Annotated in this window: 21 protein-coding genes, 1 tRNA gene and 1 pseudogene; 4 read left to right on the forward strand and 19 right to left on the reverse strand. The window is 70.9% G+C overall.

The features are described from left to right. Positions 1-80 precede the first annotated feature (80 nt). The 10 genes and pseudogenes from SPF06_RS16565 to SPF06_RS16610 all read right to left on the reverse strand — a co-directional run bounded on the left by SPF06_RS16565 (position 81) and on the right by SPF06_RS16610 (position 4,964). Positions 81-167: transfer RNA gene (locus SPF06_RS16565), tRNA-Ser, on the reverse strand. An 87-nt stretch (positions 168-254) separates the two neighbouring features. After that, positions 255-752 carry a DNA-3-methyladenine glycosylase family protein gene (locus tag SPF06_RS16570; protein WP_323280241.1) on the reverse strand — a complete coding sequence of 166 codons (498 nt, stop codon included), beginning with the start codon at positions 750-752 and terminating at the stop codon, positions 255-257. A 65-nt stretch (positions 753-817) separates the two neighbouring features. Further along, positions 818-1,093 (reverse strand): annotated as a pseudogene (locus SPF06_RS16575) (AlkA N-terminal domain-containing protein); the annotation flags it as partial. Next, a complete protein-coding gene (locus SPF06_RS16580) occupies positions 1,084-1,734 on the reverse strand; it encodes a DNA-3-methyladenine glycosylase I (protein WP_323280242.1) in 651 nt (216 codons plus the stop codon). The gene SPF06_RS16580 and the pseudogene SPF06_RS16575, both read right to left, overlap by 10 nt. Continuing rightward, a complete protein-coding gene (locus SPF06_RS16585; protein ID WP_323280243.1) occupies positions 1,731-2,462 on the reverse strand; it encodes an alpha-ketoglutarate-dependent dioxygenase AlkB family protein in 732 nt (243 codons plus the stop codon). Before SPF06_RS16585 ends, SPF06_RS16580 begins: the two co-directional genes overlap by 4 nt. Continuing rightward, complete coding sequence (locus SPF06_RS16590; RefSeq protein WP_323280244.1) at positions 2,459-3,169, reverse strand: methylated-DNA--[protein]-cysteine S-methyltransferase; 711 nt, start codon at positions 3,167-3,169, stop codon at positions 2,459-2,461. The genes SPF06_RS16585 and SPF06_RS16590 overlap by 4 nt, the downstream gene beginning before the upstream one ends. Next, positions 3,166-3,669, reverse strand: a complete 504-nt coding sequence (locus SPF06_RS16595) for an RNA polymerase sigma factor (protein ID WP_323280245.1) — start codon at positions 3,667-3,669, stop codon at positions 3,166-3,168. Before SPF06_RS16595 ends, SPF06_RS16590 begins: the two co-directional genes overlap by 4 nt. A 61-nt stretch (positions 3,670-3,730) precedes the next feature. Next, a complete protein-coding gene (locus SPF06_RS16600) occupies positions 3,731-4,240 on the reverse strand; it encodes a methylated-DNA--[protein]-cysteine S-methyltransferase (protein WP_323280246.1) in 510 nt (169 codons plus the stop codon). Positions 4,241-4,267: 27 nt separating this feature from the next. Next, positions 4,268-4,774 carry a tRNA adenosine(34) deaminase TadA gene (gene tadA / locus SPF06_RS16605; RefSeq protein WP_323280247.1) on the reverse strand — a complete coding sequence of 169 codons (507 nt, stop codon included), beginning with the start codon at positions 4,772-4,774 and terminating at the stop codon, positions 4,268-4,270. Positions 4,775-4,811: 37 nt separating this feature from the next. Further along, positions 4,812-4,964 carry a hypothetical protein gene (locus SPF06_RS16610; RefSeq protein ID WP_323280248.1) on the reverse strand — a complete coding sequence of 51 codons (153 nt, stop codon included), beginning with the start codon at positions 4,962-4,964 and terminating at the stop codon, positions 4,812-4,814. A 124-nt stretch (positions 4,965-5,088) separates the two neighbouring features. Here SPF06_RS16610 and upp point away from each other — a divergent pair, with 124 nt between their 5' ends. Continuing rightward, entirely contained in the window at positions 5,089-5,724 is a 636-nt protein-coding gene (gene upp, locus SPF06_RS16615) for a uracil phosphoribosyltransferase (protein ID WP_323280249.1), read from the forward strand. A gap of 22 nt (positions 5,725-5,746) precedes the next feature. Here the strand turns inward: upp and SPF06_RS16620 are convergent, their stop codons facing one another. From SPF06_RS16620 to SPF06_RS16630, 3 genes are all read right to left on the reverse strand, one after another. Continuing rightward, positions 5,747-6,400: a hypothetical protein gene (locus tag SPF06_RS16620; protein ID WP_323280250.1), complete on the reverse strand. Its 654-nt coding sequence runs from the start codon at positions 6,398-6,400 to the stop codon at positions 5,747-5,749. Next, positions 6,397-6,909 carry an RNA polymerase sigma factor gene (locus SPF06_RS16625; protein ID WP_323280379.1) on the reverse strand — a complete coding sequence of 171 codons (513 nt, stop codon included), beginning with the start codon at positions 6,907-6,909 and terminating at the stop codon, positions 6,397-6,399. Before SPF06_RS16625 ends, SPF06_RS16620 begins: the two co-directional genes overlap by 4 nt. Before the next feature lie 226 nt (positions 6,910-7,135). Continuing rightward, positions 7,136-7,732, reverse strand: coding sequence for a protein tyrosine phosphatase (locus SPF06_RS16630; protein WP_323280251.1), 597 nt, complete (start codon positions 7,730-7,732; stop codon positions 7,136-7,138). Between the two features lie 184 nt (positions 7,733-7,916). Here SPF06_RS16630 and SPF06_RS16635 point away from each other — a divergent pair, with 184 nt between their 5' ends. Beyond that, on the forward strand, positions 7,917-8,294 hold the full coding sequence (locus SPF06_RS16635; RefSeq protein WP_323280252.1) for a glyoxalase superfamily protein: 378 nt from the start codon (positions 7,917-7,919) through the stop codon (positions 8,292-8,294). A gap of 84 nt (positions 8,295-8,378) precedes the next feature. On the opposite strand, the gene SPF06_RS16640 is transcribed toward SPF06_RS16635, so the two are convergent. Genes SPF06_RS16640 through SPF06_RS16650 form a run of 3 tightly spaced genes read right to left on the reverse strand, consistent with a single transcriptional unit; the run spans position 8,379 to position 14,006 of the window. Then, positions 8,379-10,469 carry an ArnT family glycosyltransferase gene (locus SPF06_RS16640; RefSeq protein WP_428985786.1) on the reverse strand — a complete coding sequence of 697 codons (2,091 nt, stop codon included), beginning with the start codon at positions 10,467-10,469 and terminating at the stop codon, positions 8,379-8,381. Further along, the gene (locus SPF06_RS16645) at positions 10,469-12,652 is read right to left on the reverse strand and encodes an ArnT family glycosyltransferase (RefSeq protein WP_323280254.1); all 2,184 of its coding nucleotides are present in this window, start codon (positions 12,650-12,652) and stop codon (positions 10,469-10,471) included. The genes SPF06_RS16640 and SPF06_RS16645 overlap by 1 nt, the downstream gene beginning before the upstream one ends. 46 nt (positions 12,653-12,698) lie before the next feature. After that, positions 12,699-14,006 carry a bifunctional glycosyltransferase family 2/GtrA family protein gene (locus SPF06_RS16650; protein ID WP_323280255.1) on the reverse strand — a complete coding sequence of 436 codons (1,308 nt, stop codon included), beginning with the start codon at positions 14,004-14,006 and terminating at the stop codon, positions 12,699-12,701. Between the two features lie 415 nt (positions 14,007-14,421). Between SPF06_RS16650 and SPF06_RS16655 the strand changes: the two genes are divergently transcribed. Next, complete coding sequence (locus SPF06_RS16655) at positions 14,422-15,336, forward strand: DMT family transporter (RefSeq protein WP_323280256.1); 915 nt, start codon at positions 14,422-14,424, stop codon at positions 15,334-15,336. Between the two features lie 68 nt (positions 15,337-15,404). Here SPF06_RS16655 and SPF06_RS16660 read toward each other — a convergent pair whose 3' ends face one another. Genes SPF06_RS16660 through SPF06_RS16670 form a run of 3 tightly spaced genes read right to left on the reverse strand, consistent with a single transcriptional unit; the run spans position 15,405 to position 17,945 of the window. Beyond that, positions 15,405-15,635 (reverse strand): hypothetical protein, encoded by a 231-nt coding sequence (locus SPF06_RS16660; protein WP_323280257.1) that lies wholly within the window; start codon positions 15,633-15,635, stop codon positions 15,405-15,407. 19 nt (positions 15,636-15,654) lie between these two features. Next, on the reverse strand, positions 15,655-17,208 hold the full coding sequence (locus tag SPF06_RS16665) for a sensor histidine kinase (protein WP_323280258.1): 1,554 nt from the start codon (positions 17,206-17,208) through the stop codon (positions 15,655-15,657). Next, positions 17,205-17,945 (reverse strand): response regulator transcription factor, encoded by a 741-nt coding sequence (locus SPF06_RS16670; RefSeq protein WP_323280259.1) that lies wholly within the window; start codon positions 17,943-17,945, stop codon positions 17,205-17,207. Before SPF06_RS16670 ends, SPF06_RS16665 begins: the two co-directional genes overlap by 4 nt. A 201-nt stretch (positions 17,946-18,146) precedes the next feature. On the opposite strand from SPF06_RS16670, the gene SPF06_RS16675 reads away from it, so the two are divergent. Beyond that, positions 18,147-19,190, forward strand: a complete 1,044-nt coding sequence (locus tag SPF06_RS16675) for a hypothetical protein (protein ID WP_323280260.1) — start codon at positions 18,147-18,149, stop codon at positions 19,188-19,190. Positions 19,191-19,369: the final 179 nt, after the last annotated feature.

Consider the following 19,369-nt stretch of genomic DNA (forward strand, 5'->3'; position numbering starts at 1 on the left):
AGAACACCCCCGGTCCGAAGACCGGGGGTGTCGTCGATGTCCCGAGACATCTGTAGCCGATGTCCCGAGACACCACATTGCGGTGGTGGAGGGATTTGAACCCCCGTTGGCTTTTACACCAAACATCATTTCGAGTGATGCACCTTCGGCCGCTCGGACACACCACCAGCAGGCAACTACTTTACCGGGATGAGGCTGCGAGTCCAAACCGGGGTCCGGGGGGTGAAGCTCTGGGCCGGGAAGGGCGCCGAATCTCAGTGCTTTGCCCCGGTGTAGGCCGCCTCGGTCCACAGATGCATGAGGGCGTACGCGCGATAGGGTCGCCACGCCTCGGAGCGCTTCTCGGCCTCGCGCGCGCTGACTCCGCCGAGGGCGCGGCGCAGCACGAGGTCGCCTGGCGTGAACGCGTCACGGTCTCCATACCGTACGGCGAGATAGTCGACCGTCCACCGCCCGATCCCCGCCACCGTGAGGAGCTCCTCGCGGCTCGGTGTCCCCGCCGACCCGGCCCAAAGGCTGGCCAGAGCCGAGACGGTGCGCGCGCGGGCCGAGGTCAGGCCGACGGTGGCGCGGAGTTCCTCGGGGTGTGCGTCGGCGAGGGCGGCCGGGCCGGGGAAGCACCGCAGCCCGCCGGGCCCCTCGGTTCCGTAGGCCGCGACAAGCCGTCCCGAAAAGGTGCGTCCGGCCGCGAGCGAGACCTGTTGGCCGAGTACCGTCGTGACAGCTGTCTGGAAGCGGTCCGTCGTGCCCATGACGCGAGGCCGGGACGCGCCGCGAGCAAAGGTGCCAGGAACGGGTCCTCCGCGAGGAACTCGCGGACCGGTGCCAGCTCGGCATCGAGATCGAACCAGTCCCGCACGAGGGTCGCGAGCTCCGTGAGCGCTCCGTCGGCCGCCGCCGAGAGCTCGACCCCCTGGGAATCGGGCCGAACAGTGACGGCGTAGCGGCCCGACGGAAGGCTCACAAGGCGAGAGTGTTTTCGAGCCTCCACGTCGGTCTGTTCGGCGCCCGGGATCGTGTGCGCCGCGAGGCTTCCGAGCACCGCATCGGGGTCTAGGCCTCCCGGCGCCTCGACCCGGATGGTCACGACCATACGCCGGACGTGCCGCGCCGGTGGCTGCCCACGAGGTGGGTATCGATAATCCCGATGGCCTCCATGAGCGCGAACATCGTCGTGGGGCCGACGAACGAGAAGCCCTTCTTCCGCAGAGCCTTCGAGAGCGCGATCGATTCCGCCGAGGTGCTGGGAATCTCGGACAGCGTCCGCGGTGCGGGCGTCGACTCGGGCTGGAAGGACCACACGAAGTCGACGAGCCCGCCCTCCTCCCGGAGCGCAATGGTCGCGAGGGCGTTGCGGATCGTTGCGCGGATCTTGGCCCGGTTCCGGATGATCCCCTCGTTGAGCATGAGGCGCTCGACGTCCTGGTCGGTGAACGAGGCCACGACGTCCGGGTCGAAGCCGGCGAACGCCTCGCGGAACGCGGGTCGCTTCCGCAGGATCGTGGCCCACGAGAGCCCGGCCTGGAACCCTTCGAGGCTGATCCGCTCGAACAGCCCCTGTTCGTCGCGGACCGGCATGCCCCATTCGCTGTCGTAGTACTCCCGCATGAGGGCGTCCGTGCTGGCCCACGTGGGCCGCGCGTGTCCGTCCTCGCCGATCACGACACCGCCCGCGATGGCCGCCTCCTCGACTCCTGGTTCCGCCGAGATGTTCGGAGCAGTCACTTCGCTCATCGGTCCCCCTGCCCCTTTCCCTGTGCTCGTGGCTCTGGTCGCCGTGCTGGTGGCTCTGGTTCGTCCATTCCGGTAACGCGCAGTGTGATGTTTACTCTTCCCTCCGCGAGGCCACAGCCCGGCGGCGCGGTATTCGCGAAGACCTTCGTCACACCGTGATACGCGAGGCGAGATGGCCCGCCGAACACGAAGAGGTCGCCCGACGCGAGCTCGATGTCCTCGTACGGGCGCCCCCGGCCCTCGGCGTTGCCGAAACGGAAGATGCACGTATCCCCGAGGGAGAGGGAGACGACAGGCTGCCTCGACAGCTCGTCCCGGTCCTGGTGCATCCCCATGTGGGCGGCCGCGTCGTAGTAATTCACGAGGGCCGTGTCCGGGGCGTAGGCCGAGGCCCCAAGGCCCTGGCCGTACGCTTCTGCGACGGCGAGGCGGCCCAGGCGAACCATCCATTCCGGCATCGGGAGCACGCGCTGGCCGTTCACGTCGGTGGCCTCGCGCGTGTACTGGTACGGCTGCCAGTGCCAGCCGAGGCATACGGTCTTGACCGACATCTCGTGACCGCGAACCGAAGCCGATCGCAGCGGGACCGGTCCGGCAGCCCACTCCCGGAAACGATCGGCGATCCACGACTGCTGTTCGAGCGTGAGCCATCCCGGGACGTGCACGGCACCCGGTGCGAGCTCTCGGCGAGGGCGAGGGATGAGGTCGTCGCCGAACAGCGTGCTCATGCCGCCGCTTCGAGGCGGAGGAGCGACGTCTTGGCCTCGAGCCCCCCGACGTACCCGCCGAGGCTCCCGTCGGAGCGCACCACGCGATGGCACGGCACGACCACGGGAATCGGATTCGTCGCGCATGCCGTCCCGACGGCCCGCACTGCCCGCGGATTGCCGACGGCCTTCGCGACTTCCGCGTAGCTCTCCGTCGCCCCGAGCGGGATGCCCGAAAGGTGCTGGAGGACGGTCCGCCGGAACCCGTGCGAGAGGCTGAGGTCAAGAGGGAGGTCGAAGGAGCGGCGCCGCCCCGCGAAATACTCGTCAACCTGCCGCGCGGCCTCGGCTAGACGCCCAGGCGCCTCGAGGATGCGCGGGCTCAGGCGCTCGGCCAGCAGGCTCAGCACCGCGTCGTGCCCCTCTCGTTCGTAGGCCACCCGCACGAGGCCCCGCTCGGTCGCGGCCAGGAGGAGCCGGCCGACCGGGGTCTCGACAACCCGGTAGGCCACGTCGAGGAGCCCTTCGTCCGAGGCTCGCTCCGCGAGCCGGGCATGGAGTCGGCCAAGGATGCCGGGGTCCACGGTCACGAGCTCGGGGGCCAGCGCGAGGTCGACGGGCCCGAGCGCCGGGCCCTTGCCCGACGGGCCCCCGGCCGTGACGGCTTCACCGTTCCGACGAGCGCCGATGCCATTCTGCTGAGTGCTGATGTTCGTGTGCGCCATCATGCGCTTTCTCCTTCGGTCTGCGCGGCGGAAAGGGCTGCGCGGAGAGATCTGATGCCGTCCGAGGCGGCCCGGCGGGCGGCTGCCGGAGACCCGCCCAGGATTTCGGCGATGTCGTTGAACGGCAGATCCGCGAGGTAGCGGTACGCGATGACTCGGCGCTGCTTGTCGGGCAGCCGCGCGACCTTGGCCCAGATGCCGTCGCCGGCCCGTTCGGCGTCTGGTATCCCGTGGGGTGAGTGCTCCTCGGGGGCCTCCGCGACGGGGACAGGCCTTCGCCCGACCGCCCGCACGGCGTCCAGGCTCTTGCGATGGGCAATGGTCACAAGCCACGCCTCCGTATTGGCGTCGGCCGGAAGGTCGGGGTAGGCGCGCAACGCCGCGAGGAACGTCTCCTGCCAGACATCCTCGGCGTCGACTGGCCCCACCACGGCGCGACAGACCCGCAAAACGGTGGCGCCGTGGCCTTCCACGACCTTTTCGAAGGGCTGTTTCATCTCCATCACTCTGTAGACGACGCGCAGGCCAGAAATGTGAGGTCGGGGCCATGCCCATCGGGCGCGGTCAGAAAAGCCGTGCCTCCTTCGCTTCGGGCGGCTCCTCGAGTTCGAGCAGGAACCGCTTCCGTTCGAGCCCGCCGGCGTATCCCGTGAGGCTTCCATCGCTCCCGACCACCCGGTGGCACGGAATCACGATGCTGAGCGGATTGTGCCCCACGGCCTGGCCGACGGTCTGCGCGAGCCCAGGCCGGCCCAGCTGGACGGCAAGCGCTCCGTACGTCGTCGTCTGCCCGTACGGGATGTCCCGGAGCATCGCCCACACGGCGAGCTGGAAATCGTTGCCGCGCGGCGCCGTCGTGAGCTCGAAGCCGCGCCTTTCCCCGGCGAGGTACTCGCGGAGCTGCCGCGCGGCGTCGTCGAACAGCGGATCCTGCGAGGGTGAGCCAATCCGTTCCCCGAAGCTCGCGCCCTGAGGAAGCGTCCAGTGGCCGGGGAAGTAGATCGCCGTGAGCGCCTCCGCTTCCGCGACGAGCGTGAGAGGCCCGAGGACCGTTTCCGCCTCCGTGTAGCGCATAGGTTCATTCCACCACGCGTGGCTCGGCTAGCGGTGGGCCGCAAAGAATTCCCGGAGGAGCTCGCCGCACTCGTCCTCGAGGACGCCCCCGTAGACCTCCGCCCGGTGGTTGAGGCGGCGCTCGCGCAGGATGTCGAAGACGCTCCCGGCCGCGCCCGCCTTCTCGTCCCACGCGCCGAAGACGACGCGCGGGATCCGGGCGAGCACGATCGCGCCCGCGCACATCGCGCACGGCTCGAGCGTCACGACAAGCGTGCAGTCTTCAAGCCGCCAGCCTTCCCCGGGGCGGCCAGCGGCGCCGTTCCGCAATGCCCTGGCGGCCTCCCGGATCGCAACGAGCTCGGCATGCGCCGTGGGATCGCCGAGGGCCTCGCGCTCGTTGCGCCCCGCAGCGAGCACGGCGCCGTCGGGCCCCACGACGACGGCGCCGATCGGCACGTCCCCGGTCGCGAGCGCGGCGCGGGCCTCGCCGAGGGCAAGGCGCATCCAGGCTTCGTGCCGGGGAACCTCGGGCTGAGGGGCAGGGGCGGACATGGTGTCAATGATAGGTTCGGGGCCCGGCATCGCCCGATCACAGGGCAGCAGCCCACAGTCCGATGGCGGCGACGATCACCCCCGACGACACGAGGATATGGACCCACCGCGGGCTCGGCCACCGGGCGGCGAGCCACACTCCGAACAGCACCCCAGTCGCTGCGGTGGAATATGCGAGCAAGGAGACCATGAGCGCCTTCGTGACGCATCACCTCCTCACTGAGGAAGAGCTCCAGTGTACCGCCGAGTAGGCTCGCCTGCAGAGCCCCGGAAGTCCTCCTGCCGGGGCACGACCGAATGGTAGTTTGGCAGCCATGCGCACACTCGTCGTCGACCACCCGCTCGTCGCCCACAAGCTGACGGTTCTGCGGGACAAGAACACGCCCAGCCCCGTGTTCCGGCAGCTCGCCGAGGAGCTCGTGACGCTCCTCGCCTACGAGGCGACGCGGGAGGTGCGCACCGAGCCCGTCACCATCGAGACTCCGATCACGGCCACGGTTGGGACCGCCTTCACGAAGCCGACGCCGCTCGTCGTACCGATCCTCCGCGCGGGCCTCGGCATGCTCGAGGGCATGGTCAAGCTTGTCCCGACGGCCGAAGTCGGCTTCCTCGGCATGGCGCGCGACGAGGAGACCCTCGACATCGTCACCTACGCCGAGCGGCTCCCCGAGGACCTCACGGGCCGGCAGGTGTTCGTCCTCGACCCCATGCTCGCGACCGGGGGCACACTGAGCGAAGCCATCAAGTTCCTGTTCCGCCGGGGCGCGAGCGACGTCACGTGCATCTGCCTCCTTGCCGCGCCCGAGGGCCTCGCCCGGCTCGAGGCCGGTCTGGGCGACGCGAACGTCAAGATCGTCCTCGCCTCGATCGACGAGCGCCTCAACGAGAAGGCCTACATCGTTCCGGGGCTCGGCGACGCCGGCGACCGCCTCTACGGGCTCGCGAAGTAGCCCGCCGCGCCGGCCCCGGACCTCACGGAAGCGGGAGCGGCTGGCCTGTGCCCACGTCCGGCTGCGGCAGTTCTGACGCGCCGGGAAGCGGCAGGGACGGAATCCCGAGGCTTGGGCGCGGGAGCGGAACCGGACGTCCCTGCGGCGAGCTCGGGGCTGCCGTCGCGGGCGCCGTGGGGCGTTCGCCCGCGGGCGGGGCGCTCGGCGTTCCTGCGGACGACGACGGCGCCTGCTGGGCGGGGACAGCGGGAGCCTTGGGTGCGGGGGCGGGCGGCGACGAGGTACGGCCCGTGAGCACGTTGACGACCGTCGCGACGCCATCGCCCAGTGCCCCGCGGAAGCCCGGATCCGCGGCCGCGGCGGCAGCGGTCCCGGCCCCGAGCGCGGCCGTGAGGGCGACGGCGGCGGCGAGCGTGCGCCGTCGTCCGCTTCTCGCCGCCCCGCCATGCCGAGCCGTCGACGCCGCGGAACGGCGGTAGACGTCGAGCTGCAGCGGCTGGGTGGTCTCCGGCACGAGGAGGCGGGCGACGTCGGCACTCGGCTCGACGGGGCCCCCGTGCGCTAGCGTGCGGAGTTCCGCGAGAAGGGGGCGAAGCTCGGCGGAGTCGGCCGGCTCGACGTCGAGCAGCAGCTGCTCGATCACGAGTCGGTCTTCGGGGCTGGGTCGCGAGGTCATGAATGGCTCTGTTCTGCGAGGAGCGCGCTGTTCCGGAGCGCGTCGAGGGCTCGGCGCTGAAGCTGTTTGATGGCACCAGGCGTGCGGTCCATGATGCCCGCGGTCTGCTCGATCGAGAGGTCGGCCACGACCCGCAGGAGCAGGACCTCGCGGTGGTCTTCGCTCAGCCCGTCGAGGAGGCGGACGGCGCCCGCGCCCGAGAGGGCGAGGTCCTCGGCGCTCGCCGACGTGGTGCGGAGGTCGGATTCTGGCTCGTGGGGGACGAGTGCGGGGTTCCGCTCGCGGCGCCGGTAGAAGTCGACGGCTCGGGAGTGGGCGATCGTGAAGACGAGGGCCTTCGCCCCGTCGAGGCCGCCCGTGACGCCGCGGTGCCTCGGCGAGCCCGGGCCCGCCGCGGTGCCAGCTGAGCTGATCCTCGTGTAGAGGGCGAGGAAGACGTCCTGGGTGACGGCTTCCGCGTCCTCGACACCGCGTGCCCGGAGATAGCCGAGCACCGACGGGGAGAGCATTCGGTAGGCAGCAGTGAAGAGCTCGGCCTGCCCGTCGAGATCCCCGGAAGGGCTCTCACGAGAGGTCTTCTCACACTGCGTCAACCGATCAGCCCTTCCGTTCTGGCGTGCGCGAGGCGCGTCGGTGCACGCCTCGCGTGCCGGTCTCAAGCCGGCGGATGGGGGCCCGACGACGGCCGGGCCCCCGAAACGACTAGCCAGACTACCCGTCGTGACGGCGCTGGCCCTACTTGTGAAGGGCGTTCGTGGCGTCGTCGGCGATCCCGGCAGCCGGGGAGGGAACGGCCGGGGAGGGAACGGCCGGGACCGAGGGAGCGGCCGGGAGCGCCGATCCGTCGGCGCTCGCCGAGACGTTCGCGCCGACCTGGGCCGAGCCGCTGCCGGCGGCCGCGCCGGACTCCAGCGTGGCCGCGCAGAACGACGTGATGTTGGCCTCACCATGGGCGGCGGCCGTGAGGTCCTTGAGCCCGGCCGAGCCGGCCGTGAGCCCACCGTGCACGAACGTCTGGCACAGGTCGGCGAGGGAGACGCCGCTCAGGTCCGGCGTGCTCGGGAGCGAGACCGGGGAGGATGGCACGGCGGGGGCGGACGGACCGGCCGACGCAGCCTCGCCCGCGGCCTTGTCGGCGGTGGCTGTGCCCTTGGCGAGAGCCGAGGGCACGCTCGGCGACGGCGCGCCGATGAGGTCGTGGGCCGCCTGCTGCGCGGGGGCGGGGAGGGCGTTGGCGTACGCGGCCGTGCCGGCACCGCCGACGGCGAGGGCGCCGACGGCGAGGGCGCTGGCAGCGAGCTTGCTCGAAGCGATGACGCTGAAGAAGGACACAAGAGCTCCTTGGGAAGGGTCGACGTTGCGGGAGGGCCGCCGCGGTCGGCCCTACGTCGCCTTAACCGACACGTCTCCCACGGAGGTCACGCGGATCCGGAAAAAAATTTCTGCGGACACAAACTGTCCGCAGCCCGTCCGCGGAACCTACCCGTCGCCGTCGTGCGCCCCTAGCGTTGAGGGCATGGATTGGAAGCTTGAACTCGTGTTCGTGCCCGTCTCCGATGTAGATCGGGCCAAGGATTTCTACGTTAATAAGGTGGGCTTCAACGCCGACTATGACGAGCGCGTCAACGAGAACCTGCGCTTCGTGCAGCTCACGCCTCCCGGTTCGGGGTGTTCGATCGCGATTGGGGAGGGGCTCAACGACGCCCCTCCCGGAACGGCGCCGAGCCTTCAGCTCGTGGTCGGGGACATCCAGAAGGCCTACGACCAGCTCAAGGGCAACGGGGTGGACTGCAGCGAGATCGACATCCAGGACTGGGGGCACTTCGTGTACTTCCACGATCCCGACGGGAACAAGTGGGCCGTCCAGTACATGCCGTACAAGCAGAACGCATAGCCCCTTCGCAGCGGGCGCCCTTCCCCGCAATGGGGCCGCGGGTCCGCAGCCCAATTGCGAGGAAGCGGCACAGGAGCGAGCGGGTCAGTTGAGCGCGTAGACCGTCGTCCCGCCGATCGTCTGCGCTGTGTAGTTCGCGGCAACCCAGTCGGCGATCTGCTGCGCGTCGTTCGAGCCCGAGCTGCCCTGCATGAGGCTCGCGGCGATGAAGTAGTGGATCTTCCCCTCCTTCACGAGCGTCTGGAACTGCGCGGGCGTCGGCGACGGGTCCGTGCCGTTGAACCCGCCGAGGGCCATGACCGGGAGCTGCGCCGCGAGCTGGTAGCCGGCCGCGTTGTTGGAGCCGACGACGGCGGCCGCCCACGTGTACTTCGAGGCGTCAGTCTGCAGCGCGGAGACGAGGGCGGACGACGGCGTCGTGGCGCCGAGGAGTCCACCCGCGCCACCGCGTCCCCCGCCGAAGCCCGCGCCTCCGAGGGCCTGCGGGCCGCCGAAAGCGCCAGCCTGGCCCTGTCCGGCTTGCCCGCCACCTTGGCCGCCGGCCTGGCTCTGCCCGCGCGGGATTCCGCCGTTGCGGAAGCCACCCGGCGCGCCGAAGCCTCCGCGTCCGCCGAAGCCCGACGACGGCCCCGCGCTCACGATCGCGCCCGAATGGGGCGTCGCGACGGTGTCGAGAGTGAAGGCGAACGGCCCGGCGAGGCCCGCGACGAGGGCGAGCGCCGCCGTCGTCCGTCCCACCGCACGGGGGAGCCGGACGCCGAAGCCGGAAGCGAGCACTCCCGCGCCCGCTGCGAGAGCCGCCATGACGACGGCCCACGCGAGCCACGGGACGAACCCCGAGGCCCGGCCCAGCAGGACCGCGCCCGTGACGCCAGCCGCGACGATCGCTGCGGCGAGGGCGAACGCGTCGGTCGGGAAGCGTCGCCGGTGCCACAGGACACCGCCGCCGAGGCCTACGATGGCCGCGATCCCGGGGGCGAGCGCCACGGAGTAGTACTCGTGGATGATGCCTTGCATGAGGCTGAACGTGAGCCCGGTGACGAGCACCCAGCCGCCCCACACGATCACGGACGCCCGCACGGCATCGGTGCGAGGGGCCCGCCGGCCGACCCAGAGCAGCGCGGCGCCGAGGAGGAGCGCGGCGGGGAGGAGCCACGCGATCTGGCCTCCGAACGAGTCCGAGAACAACCGGAACAGCTCGGGCGTTCCCCAGCCGTTGCGGCCGCCCACGGAGCCCACCTCGTCGCCGGTGAGCCGGCCGAAGCCGTTGTAGCCGAACGTGAGCTCGAGGATCGAGTTGGTCTGCGAACCGCCGATGAACGGCCGCGCGCTCGCGGGGGTGAGCATGACGGCGACGATCCACCAGCCCGCGCCCGCGACCATGGCGCCGAGGGCACCGAGAAGGTGCAGGAGCCGCTTGCGGAGCGTGTGCGGCGCCGCCCCCACATAGGCGAGGGCGAAGCCGGGTACCACCAGCAGGACCTGGAGCTGCTTGGTGAGGAAGCCGAAGCCGAGCAGGACCCCGGCGACGGCGAGCCAACGCGCCTTGGCGTCCTGGACCGAGCGGACGACGGCGTAGCCCGCCGCCGTCATGAGCAGCACGAGGAGCGCGTCGGGGTTGTTGAACCGGAACATGAGTGCGGCGACCGGGGTCAGGGCGAGCGCCGCGGCCGCGGCGAGCCCCGCGACGTGGGCCACGCGCTCGCTCTCGGTCGCGGGGAGGGCCGCGCGCCGCACCGCGAGGTAGAGGATCCACGCCGTCGCGACGCCCATGAGGGCCTCGGGTACGAGGATCGACCACGAGCTGAGGCCGAAGAGCCGCACCGAGAGGTCCATGATCCAGAGGGCCGCCGGGGGCTTGTCCACCGTGATGGAGTTCGCGGCGTCGGAGGAGCCGAAGAAGAATGCCTCCCAGTTCTGGCTCCCGGCCTGGGCTGCGGCGCTGTAGAACGCGTTGGCCCAGCCGCTCGCGGCGAGGTTCCAGACGTACAGGACCGCGACCGCCGCGAGGAGGGCGCCGAGCTCAATCCGAAGGCGGAGGGTCTCCCTCAACCCACGGGAGGTGACGGTTGAACGGTCGGACCCTCGGATCGTTGGACGGCCCAGCTCGCGGGAGCCGCCGGTTGCGGGCGGTTCGGGGCCTGCCACCGGATGAGGCTGGGTCTGCGTCGTCATCACTTCACCAGCTTGTACGCGGTCGTGCTGCCGACAGTGGTGGCCTGGAAGTTGGCCTCGACCCACTGTGTGATCGAGGACGTGTCGCTTCCGCCGCGGCCACCGAAGCCGCCCATGCCGCCACCGGCGATGTAGTACGTGACCTCGCCCTTCGCGACGAGCGCCTTGAACTCGTCGAGGCTCGGATACGGATCGCTGCCCGTGAATCCGCCCATCGCGATGACGTTCGTGTTCGAGGCCAGCTCGAGGCTCGCCGCGGAGTTCGAGCCGTTCGTCGCCGCGGACCACTTGGTGGTGGTCTCCTTGAGCAGCGCGACGAGCTCGCTCGACGCCGAGGCCCCGCCGCCAGGGCCGCCAGGCCCGGCGAAGCCCCCGGTCGCGCCGGACGGGGCGTTCTGCGTGCCGGGCTGCGTCCCGCCCGCCGCTGTGCTGCCCGGCGCCGTGCCGTTCTCGAAGCCGCCGGTGCGCTCGCGGAAGCCTGCGCCGCCGAAGCCGCCCTGGCCCCCGAAGCCGCCCTGCGCGGAGGGCCCCGATGTCGGGATCGAGCCGGTGTGTCCCTGGGCGGCGGTCGCGATCGTGAACGCCGTCGAGCCGAGGCCGCCCGCGAGGATCGCGGCCACGGCGACGGCGACGGCACCAAGGCGGAGCCGGTCGAATCGGACGAGGAGCCCGAGCGCGGCGAGCACCCCGAGGATCACGACGACGACGCGGAGCCACGGGAGCCACGAGGCGTCGCGGCCGAGCAGGACGGCGGTCCAGACGCTTGCGGCAAGGACGGTCACGGCCAGGACGATCCGGGACGGCCAGTACGCCCTTCCGCGCCACAGTTCGGCGCCGCCGATGCCGATTACGCCCGCGATCCCCGGGGCCAGAGCGATCGCGTAGTAAGGGTGCACGGTGCCGCTCATGAAGCTGAACACGGCCGCTGTGATGAGCGTCCAGCCACCCCACACGATGAGCGAAGCCCGGACGCGGTCGGTGCGGAGGGCGCGGCGTGTGAACCAGAAGCCGGCCACGAGCAGGATCAGCGCGGCGGGGAGGAGCCACGAGATCTCGGTGCCGAAGCTCGTGCCGAACATCCGCAGGAGACCCGCGGCGCCGCCGAAGCCCGCGTTGCCGCCGCCCGGGCCGCCCATGCCCGGGCCGCCCGCGAAGTTGCCCAGCCCGCCCAAGCCGGCGGCAGCACCGACGTCGGACGCGCTTCCGGGGTTGCCGCCGCCGAAGCCGCCACCCGCGCCGCGGTTGCCGCCAAGGTTCCCGAAGATGCGCGCGAAGCCGTTGTAGCCGAACGTGAGCTCGAGGAAGCTGTTGGTCTGCGAGCCCGCCATGTACGGCCGGACGCTCGTGGGGGTCAGGGCGAACGCGAGGACATACGCTCCCGAGACGGCAAGGATGCCGCCGAGGGCGCCGAGGAGGTGCACGATGCGGCGGCGAAGCGAGGTCGGCGCGGCCCACACGTACGCGAGGGCCAGTGCGGGGACGATCACCATGCCCTGGAGCATCTTCGTGAGGAACGCGAGGCCGATGAGCGCGCCCGCGCCGACGAGCCACTTCCAGCCCGCCTTCTCGATGGCCCGCACCGTCATGTAGGCCGCGAGCACGAGGCAGAACGTGAGCATCGCGTCGGGGTTGTTGAACCGGAACATGAGCGCCGCGACCGGCGTTGCCGCGAGCACGCCGCCCGCGAGGAGGCCGGCTGCCGGCCCGCTGACGCGCTTGACGGCGGCATACATGAGCGCCACGGACGCGACGCCCATGAGCGCCTCGGGCAGAAGCATCGTGAAGGAATTGAAGCCGAAGATCCTGCCGAGAAGGCCCGGAATCCAGAAGGCGGCCGGAGGCTTGTCGACCGTGATCGCGTTGCCGGCGTCGATGGAGCTGAAGAACCATGCGACCCAGTTCTTGCTGCCGGCCTGGATCGCGGCGGCGTAGAACTCGTTCGCGTAGCCCGAGTTCGTGAGGTTCCACAGGTAGAGGAACGCGCTCGCGACGACGAGCCCGAACGCGGACGGGCGGGCCCAGCGCGGCTGGCCCTCGCCGAACGCGAGGCGCTGCCAGCGGCTTCCCGAGAACACGCCGCCGGAGGACGGACGACGGCGCGCGGCCGGGCCCAGGGGCGGGGTAGGGCGGGCGGGTGGGGCAGTCGGATCCGCCGTGGGGTCGGGGGCGAGGGAGGTGGTCATGGGACTGGCCTTTCGGTCGGAAGGAATCGTCGAGGGGCACACGGGGTCAGGCCCGGCGCCGGAACACCCAGAGGCGGAAGAGCAGGAATTTGACGGCGGTCGCGGCGAGGTTCGCGAGAGTCAGGACGGTGAGCTCGATCCACTGGCCCGGGGTGGGGATCGACGTCATCCAGAAGAGCGCGCCGGCCGTGAGGGCCCAGCCGATCCCGAAGACGATGAGTCCTTCCGCGTGGTGCCGGGCCAGCCGCGCCGAGCCGAGCACGCCGAACGTGAAGCGCCGGTTCGCCGCAGTGTTGGTGATCGCCGTGAGGAGGAGCGCGACGAAGTTCGCCGTCTGCGCGTCCATGAACACCCGGCCCAGGAGGAACAGCGCCGCGTAGGCGAGCGTCGACGCGGCGCCGATCGCCCCGAAGCGCACGAGCTGGCCTAAGAGGCTCTGCCTGCGCCCCGCCTCCGCGGCGCGCTCGCCAGCGGGAAGCGGGCCCCGTGCGAGGGCGGCCTGGAGCTGCGCGAGCGGGATCCGGCCCCGGGCCATGTCCGACGTGAGGCGGACCATGCCCCGCAGGTCTTCGGCCGCGGTGCGCACGATATCGACCTTCGAGTTCGGATCGTCCGTCCAGTCGACCGGGACCTCGGCGCAGCGCAGTCCGCACCGCTCCGCGAGGACGAGGAGCTCGGTGTCGAAGAACCACGCCTTGTCCAGCGTGTGGGGGAGGAGCTGCTGCGCGACGTCGGCGCGGATCGCCTTGAAGCCGCACTGGGCGTCGCTGAAGCGCGCGCCCATGAGGGAATGGAGGAGGAGGTTGTAGGAGCGGGAGACGAATTCCCGCTTGGGCCCGCGCACGACCCGCGAGGACCGCGCGAGCCGTGTGCCGATCGCGAGGTCGGAGTGGCCTGACACGAGCGGGGCCACGAGCGGGGCGAGCGCGTTGAGATCGGTCGAGAGGTCGACGTCCATGTACGCGAGGATCGGCGCGTCGGAGGCGAGCCACACGCGTCGGAGCGCGTTCCCGCGGCCCTTCTCGTCGAGATGCACGGTGCGCACGTGCTCGAGCTCGCGGGCCAGGCGCTCGGCGACCCGCAGCGTCGCATCCGTCGACGCATTGTCCGCGATCGTGATGCGGTACGTGTGCGGGAACTGGATTGCGAGGTAGTCATCGAGGCGCCGCACGCACGTCTCGAGGTCCTTCTCCTCGTTGTAGACGGGCACCGTCACGTCGAGGAGGGGGACTCCCGCGCCGTTGAGGGCGGCGAGATCGATCGCCGTGCCCGGGCGGTGCACAGGCTGGACGGCGACGGCGCCGAGCGCGCCGGATGGGTCGGGGTGGGTGCCGGTGCGATCCGTGAGCGTCATGCTTAGACTTTCGCCGTCGGCCTTGTGTTCGCATTAGCGCGAAGCTGTGCCGCCCCTGTGACCCCTGCGGTTCGTGATGCTCCTTGCTCTGACCCGCCGAATTCACAGATTCTCGACGCGACCCGAGTTCTCGGCTGCCCAAGGTTCCCGGCCGTCGTCCCCAAGATTCCGGCCGTCCTCCCCAACTTCAAGCTTCAACCGGCGGCGGGTCGCCGAAACCGCCGGCGTGTTGCGGTGTCGTCGGTTGCAAGGACGGGGAGGTTGGCGCGGACGGTGGGGAGGTTGGAGGGGGATCCTGGGGATCGGGGCCGCGAGGATTCGGCTGTGGCCGAATGGTTAAGACTGTCGGAGGTGGGTTCTAGAGTTGTCGGGTGATCGATCTCACTTCCCCTTCCCAGGTCTCCGGGGCACGCTCATGACGCGGCGCACGTGGCTTCTCTTCATCGCGATGAGCCTTATCTGGGGCGTCCCGTACCTCCTCATCAGCGAGGCCGTCGCCCAGGTGAGCCCAGCGATGGTCGTGTTCTCGCGCACGGCGATCGGCGCCGTCGTCCTTATGCCTTTCGCGTGGCGTCAGCTCCGCGCGGTGTGGGAGCACCGGTGGCCCGTGCTCGCGTTCGCGCTGCTCGAGATGGTCGGGCCGTGGTTCCTCCTGAGCGACGCCGAGCGGCACATCTCAAGCTCGCTCGCGGGGCTCCTCATCGCGTTCGCGCCGGTTCTTGCGCTCGTCGTCGCGCGCCTCATCGGCCTTGAGCGCCGCATCGGCGGGATGCGGATCCTCGGCCTCGTCCTCGCGGTCGGCGGCGTCGCGGTCCTCGGGGGCGGCGGCATGGAGGCTTCGGGCGCATGGCCGGTGGTCGAGATGATGTTCGTCGCCGTGGGCTATGCGATCGCGCCGCAGGTCGCGGCGGTCAGGCTGCGCCACGTGCCTGCCCTGCCGATGACGGCGGTCTGCCTCACGATCGCCGCGGTCATCTCGGCGCCGTTCGCGATCGCGACGTGGCCGGCCGCCGCGCCGACGCCCACCGCGACGGGCTCCCTCGTGCTGCTCGGGCTCCTGTGCACGGCGCTCGCGTTCCTGCTCTTCTTCCGGCTCATCGCCGAGGCGGGCCCCGCCCGGGCGACCGCGATCGCCTACGTGAACCCCGTCGTCGCCCTCGCGCTCGGCGTGAGCCTCCACGGCGACCCGCTCACGCCTCTCATCGGCGCCGGCGCCGTCCTCGTCCTCGCGGGCACGTTCCTCGCGACCCGTCGCTCGCGCGCCGACGTCGACATCGCCCGGGCGGGCGCCTCGGCCGCCCCGACGCCGGAGGGCGCCCCAACTCCATGACCGTCCCTGAGCAGCATGACCGTCCCTTATCTCGCGCTCTAGGGGACGGTTATGCAGCGAGGGGACGGTTATGTTGACTCCCCACGCGGCGACACCGACGTGCGGAGTTCGAGAACGGCGCGCCGCGTCGACTCCCCGCAGGCGGCCGGCGCAAGGGGCCTGGGGAGGGAGAGCCCCGCGTCGAACGGGAGCGCGATGACCGTCGCGTTGGGCACGCGCCCAAGGACGACGGCGGCGCACGCCTCACCGCGTTTCCGCGCGAGCGAGCCTCCGCCGTCGTCCGTCCCAAGGTTCCCCACCAGCGCGGCGAGCTTGTCATCACGCCGGGAGGTACACCGCGAACTCGGTCCGGCCGGGCTTGGAGTGAAGCTCGACCGAGCCACCGTGTGCCTCGACGATCGCCTGCACGATCGAGAGGCCGAGGCCAGTCGACCCCTCGGTACCTGTGCGCGCCTTGTCCGCACGGGTGAAGCGCGAGAAGACCTTCTTCTGCAGCTCGGCGGGCACGCCGGGGCCGTTGTCGGTCACGGTGATGACGGCGTCGCCCGTCGCGGAGCGCGCCACTCCCGCCGTGACGACAGTTCCGGCCTCCGTGTGCTTGCGGGCGTTCGAGAGCAGGTTGACCATGACCTGGTGCAGGCGAGCGCCGTCGGCCTTGACCTCGACAGGCTCATCGGGCAGGGCGAGGCGCCACTGGTGGTCCGGCGCGATGACCTTCTGGTCGGTTACGGTCTCGACGACGAGCTGGGTGAGGTCCACGGGGCCGAGCTTGAGCGGCTGGCCCTCGTCGAGCCGCGCGAGCGTGAGGAGGTCCTCGACGAGGCGGCTCATGCGCAGCGACTGCGTCTCGACGCGCCCGAGCGACTCAGTGCCCTGCGGTGAGAGCGACTCGGTCATCTTGAGCATGTCCGTATAGCCCCGGATGGCGGTGAGCGGAGTGCGCAGCTCATGCGACGCGTCCGCGACGAACTGCCGCACCTTCATCTCCGACTCCTGCCGGGCCTGGAGCGCTCCGGCAACGTTGTCGAGCATGCGGTTGAGCGCGTGCCCCACGTTGCCCACCTCAGTCCCGGCGTGAGCGGCCGACGGCGGAACCCGCATCGCGAGCGCGACCTCGCCTGCGTCGAGCGGAAGCTGGGCGACGTTCGCCGCGACGGCGGAGACCTGGTCGAGTGGCTTGAGGGTCCGGCGGATCACATAAGTGCCAATGAGGCCGATGAGCACGAGGCCGCCGAGCGAGACGATAACGGTCGTGAGGATGAGCTGCTCGAGCGCACTGTCCTTCGCTGCGAGCGGGAGGCCCGTGACGACGATGTCGCCCGACGAGGTCCTGGCTGCCATGAGGCGGTAATGGCCCACGCTGAGCTGGCGGTCCACGGGAACGGATTGGGGCTGCCCGGACTGGATGGCGGAAGAGAGCGCGATGGAGATGAGCGCGGCCTGGTCAGACTGGCGCAGCGTCACCCGCTGGCCGTCGGGGCTCCTCATGGCGGGGGGCAGCACGAGCGCGTTGCCCTGCAGGCGGGCGCTGATCGTCCCGGCTCCTTGGCCGGGGGCATCGAGCGGGTCTTGGCTCGAGGGGGAGGCCCCGGAGTTCTGGCCCGTCCCCGCGCTGGGATTCTGGATGAGGTTCCTGAACTCGGCAGCGCGGTGGCTAGCCTGGAAGAGCTGGGTGTCGAGCTGCTGCGTGAGGAAGTTGTCCATCGACGCGTAGAGGAGCGATCCGACCACGGAGCAGATCGCGACGAGGAGCAGCATCGTCGCGAGGACGAGTTTCGTGCGGAGGTGCCACGAGTTGGGGTCGCGCCAACGGCGGCGCTGCTCGTCGCCGTCGGCCGTCGAACGCGGCACGGCCCCTGAGAGCTGGTTCATCCGTCAGCGGGCTTGATGACGTAGCCCGCGCCGCGGACGGTGTGGATCATGGGCGCCCTGTTCGCATCGATCTTCTTGCGCAGGTAGGAAATGTAGAGCTCGACGATGTTCGCCTGCCCGCCGAAGTCGTACTGCCACACGCGATCGAGGATCTGCGCCTTGCTGATGACGCGCTTCGGGTTCTCCATGAGGTAGCGGAGCAGCTCGAACTGCGTCGCCGTGAGCTGGATGTCCTCGCCGCTGCGGGTCACTTCGCGCGTGTCGGTGTTGAGCACGAGGTCTCCGACGACGAGCTCGGCGTCGTCCTGCGCCGCGACCCCCGAGCGCTGCACGAGGCGGTGGAGGCGAAGCATGACCTCCTCCATACTGAACGGCTTCGTCACGTAGTCGTCGCCGCCCGCGGCGAGGCCCGAGATGCGATCCTCGACGGCGTCCTTCGCCGTGAGGAACAGGGCGGGCACCTCGGGGAGGAACTGGCGCACGCGCTTGAGGACTTCGACGCCGTCGAAGCCGGGGATCATGACGTCGAGCACGAGGACATCGGGGCGGAAGTCGCGCGCGGCCTTGACCGCGGCAGGCCCGTCAGCGGCAACTTGCACGCTCCACCCCGTCATCCGCAGGCCCATGCTCATGAGCTCGGAGAGGCTCGGTTCGTCGTCGACCACGAGAGCACGGATGGGCGAGCCGTCTGGGTGGGTCAGGGACGGCAGGTTGTTGGTCGTGTAGGGGCTTGCCATGGTTCCAGCCTCCTGTGGATGGGTAGTCCAAGCCTGAGTTCTTCCTGTGTGCACCCTGTGGAGCCAAGCGTAGACCTCGGCCCGAATATCGGTGCCCTTGCGCGGGGCGAAGCACAGCCAGTCCAGCCGAACGGCACAGCGGCGGCACAGGATTCGCGGCGACTCTGGTTGCAGCTGACAGACGACCCACGGAGGAACAGCATGTCACTCGGACAGAACCCCGCGCCGCAGGACCCCCAGCCGGGCCGCGCGCCACAGCAGCCCACCCCGGAGCAGCCCGCCCGGCCGGTCGACCCGGCCGCGCAGCCGACCGAGACGCTCTACCCCAGCCAGGCCCCCACCGCCGTGCAGCCCGGCGTCCCGCCCGCGCAGGGCCAGGGCTGGGGCGGGCCGGGGCAGCATCCCGCGCCCGGTGCGCAGCCTGCCCAGGGTTGGGCTGCGCCCGGCTCCAACGCGGCACCCGGGTGGGGCGCGCCGTCGTCCGCCCGTCCCCAGGGCCAGGGCTATGGCCCGGGCTATGGCGCGCCGGGCCAGGGCTGGGGTGCCCCGGGCTCACCCGCATCCGGCCAAGGATGGGGGCAGCAGCCGCCCGCGGCCCCCAAGAAGGGGCGGCTCGCCCGCCTCACGCCCGTCCAGAAGGGACTCGCCGCGGCGGGGGTCGCCGTCGTCGTCGTGGGCGGTGCAGGCGCCGCGGTGTACGCGGCAACGACCGCGGTCAACAACGCGGCGAATGACAACGCCGGCGGCCAGGGCCTCGGCGGCCCGGGCGCTGGCCAGAACGCTCCGGGCCAGAACGGACCCGGCCAGAACGGCCTGCGCCAGGGCGGCGGGTTCGGCCCCGGCAACCTTGGCCTCGGCGCGGCGGGGCAGGCGGTTCATGGCGAGTACGTCGTGCAGCGCAACGGACAGTACGTGACTGAGCTCGAGCAGACCGGCACGATCACGGCCGTCTCGGCCAGCCAGATGACCGTCAAGAGCCCCGACGGCTACGTGCAGACGTACGCGATCTCGTCGCAGACCACGATCGCGAGCTTCGGCGCCCGGGGCACACGCCAGCAGGGCCAGTCACAGGGGCAGTCGCAGTCCCAGGGCCAGGGCTCTCTCACGGCCTCGAGCCTCGCAACGGGCCAGAGCGTTCGCGTCACCGCCCTCAAGGACGGCAACGCCGCGCTCACCATCCTCGTTGAATCCGCGGCGAGCTCGTCCGGGTCCAGCACGCCGGGTGCGACGGGCCAGAGCAACTAGGCCGGGTTCCTTCGGTGGTGGCCACTCGTTGGTTGAAAGGTGGCCACTCGTTGGTTGAAAGGTGGCCACTCGTCATGCCCCCGACGAGTGGCCACCTTTCGCAAGTCGAGTGGCCAGATCTCGCCCGGGCTTCAACGAACGACGGCGCCGCTTCCCTCGGTGGGAAGCGGCGCCGTCGT

The organism is Sinomonas terricola (assembly GCF_034931225.1).
In the GTDB taxonomy this organism is placed as follows: domain Bacteria; phylum Actinomycetota; class Actinomycetes; order Actinomycetales; family Micrococcaceae; genus Sinomonas; species Sinomonas terricola.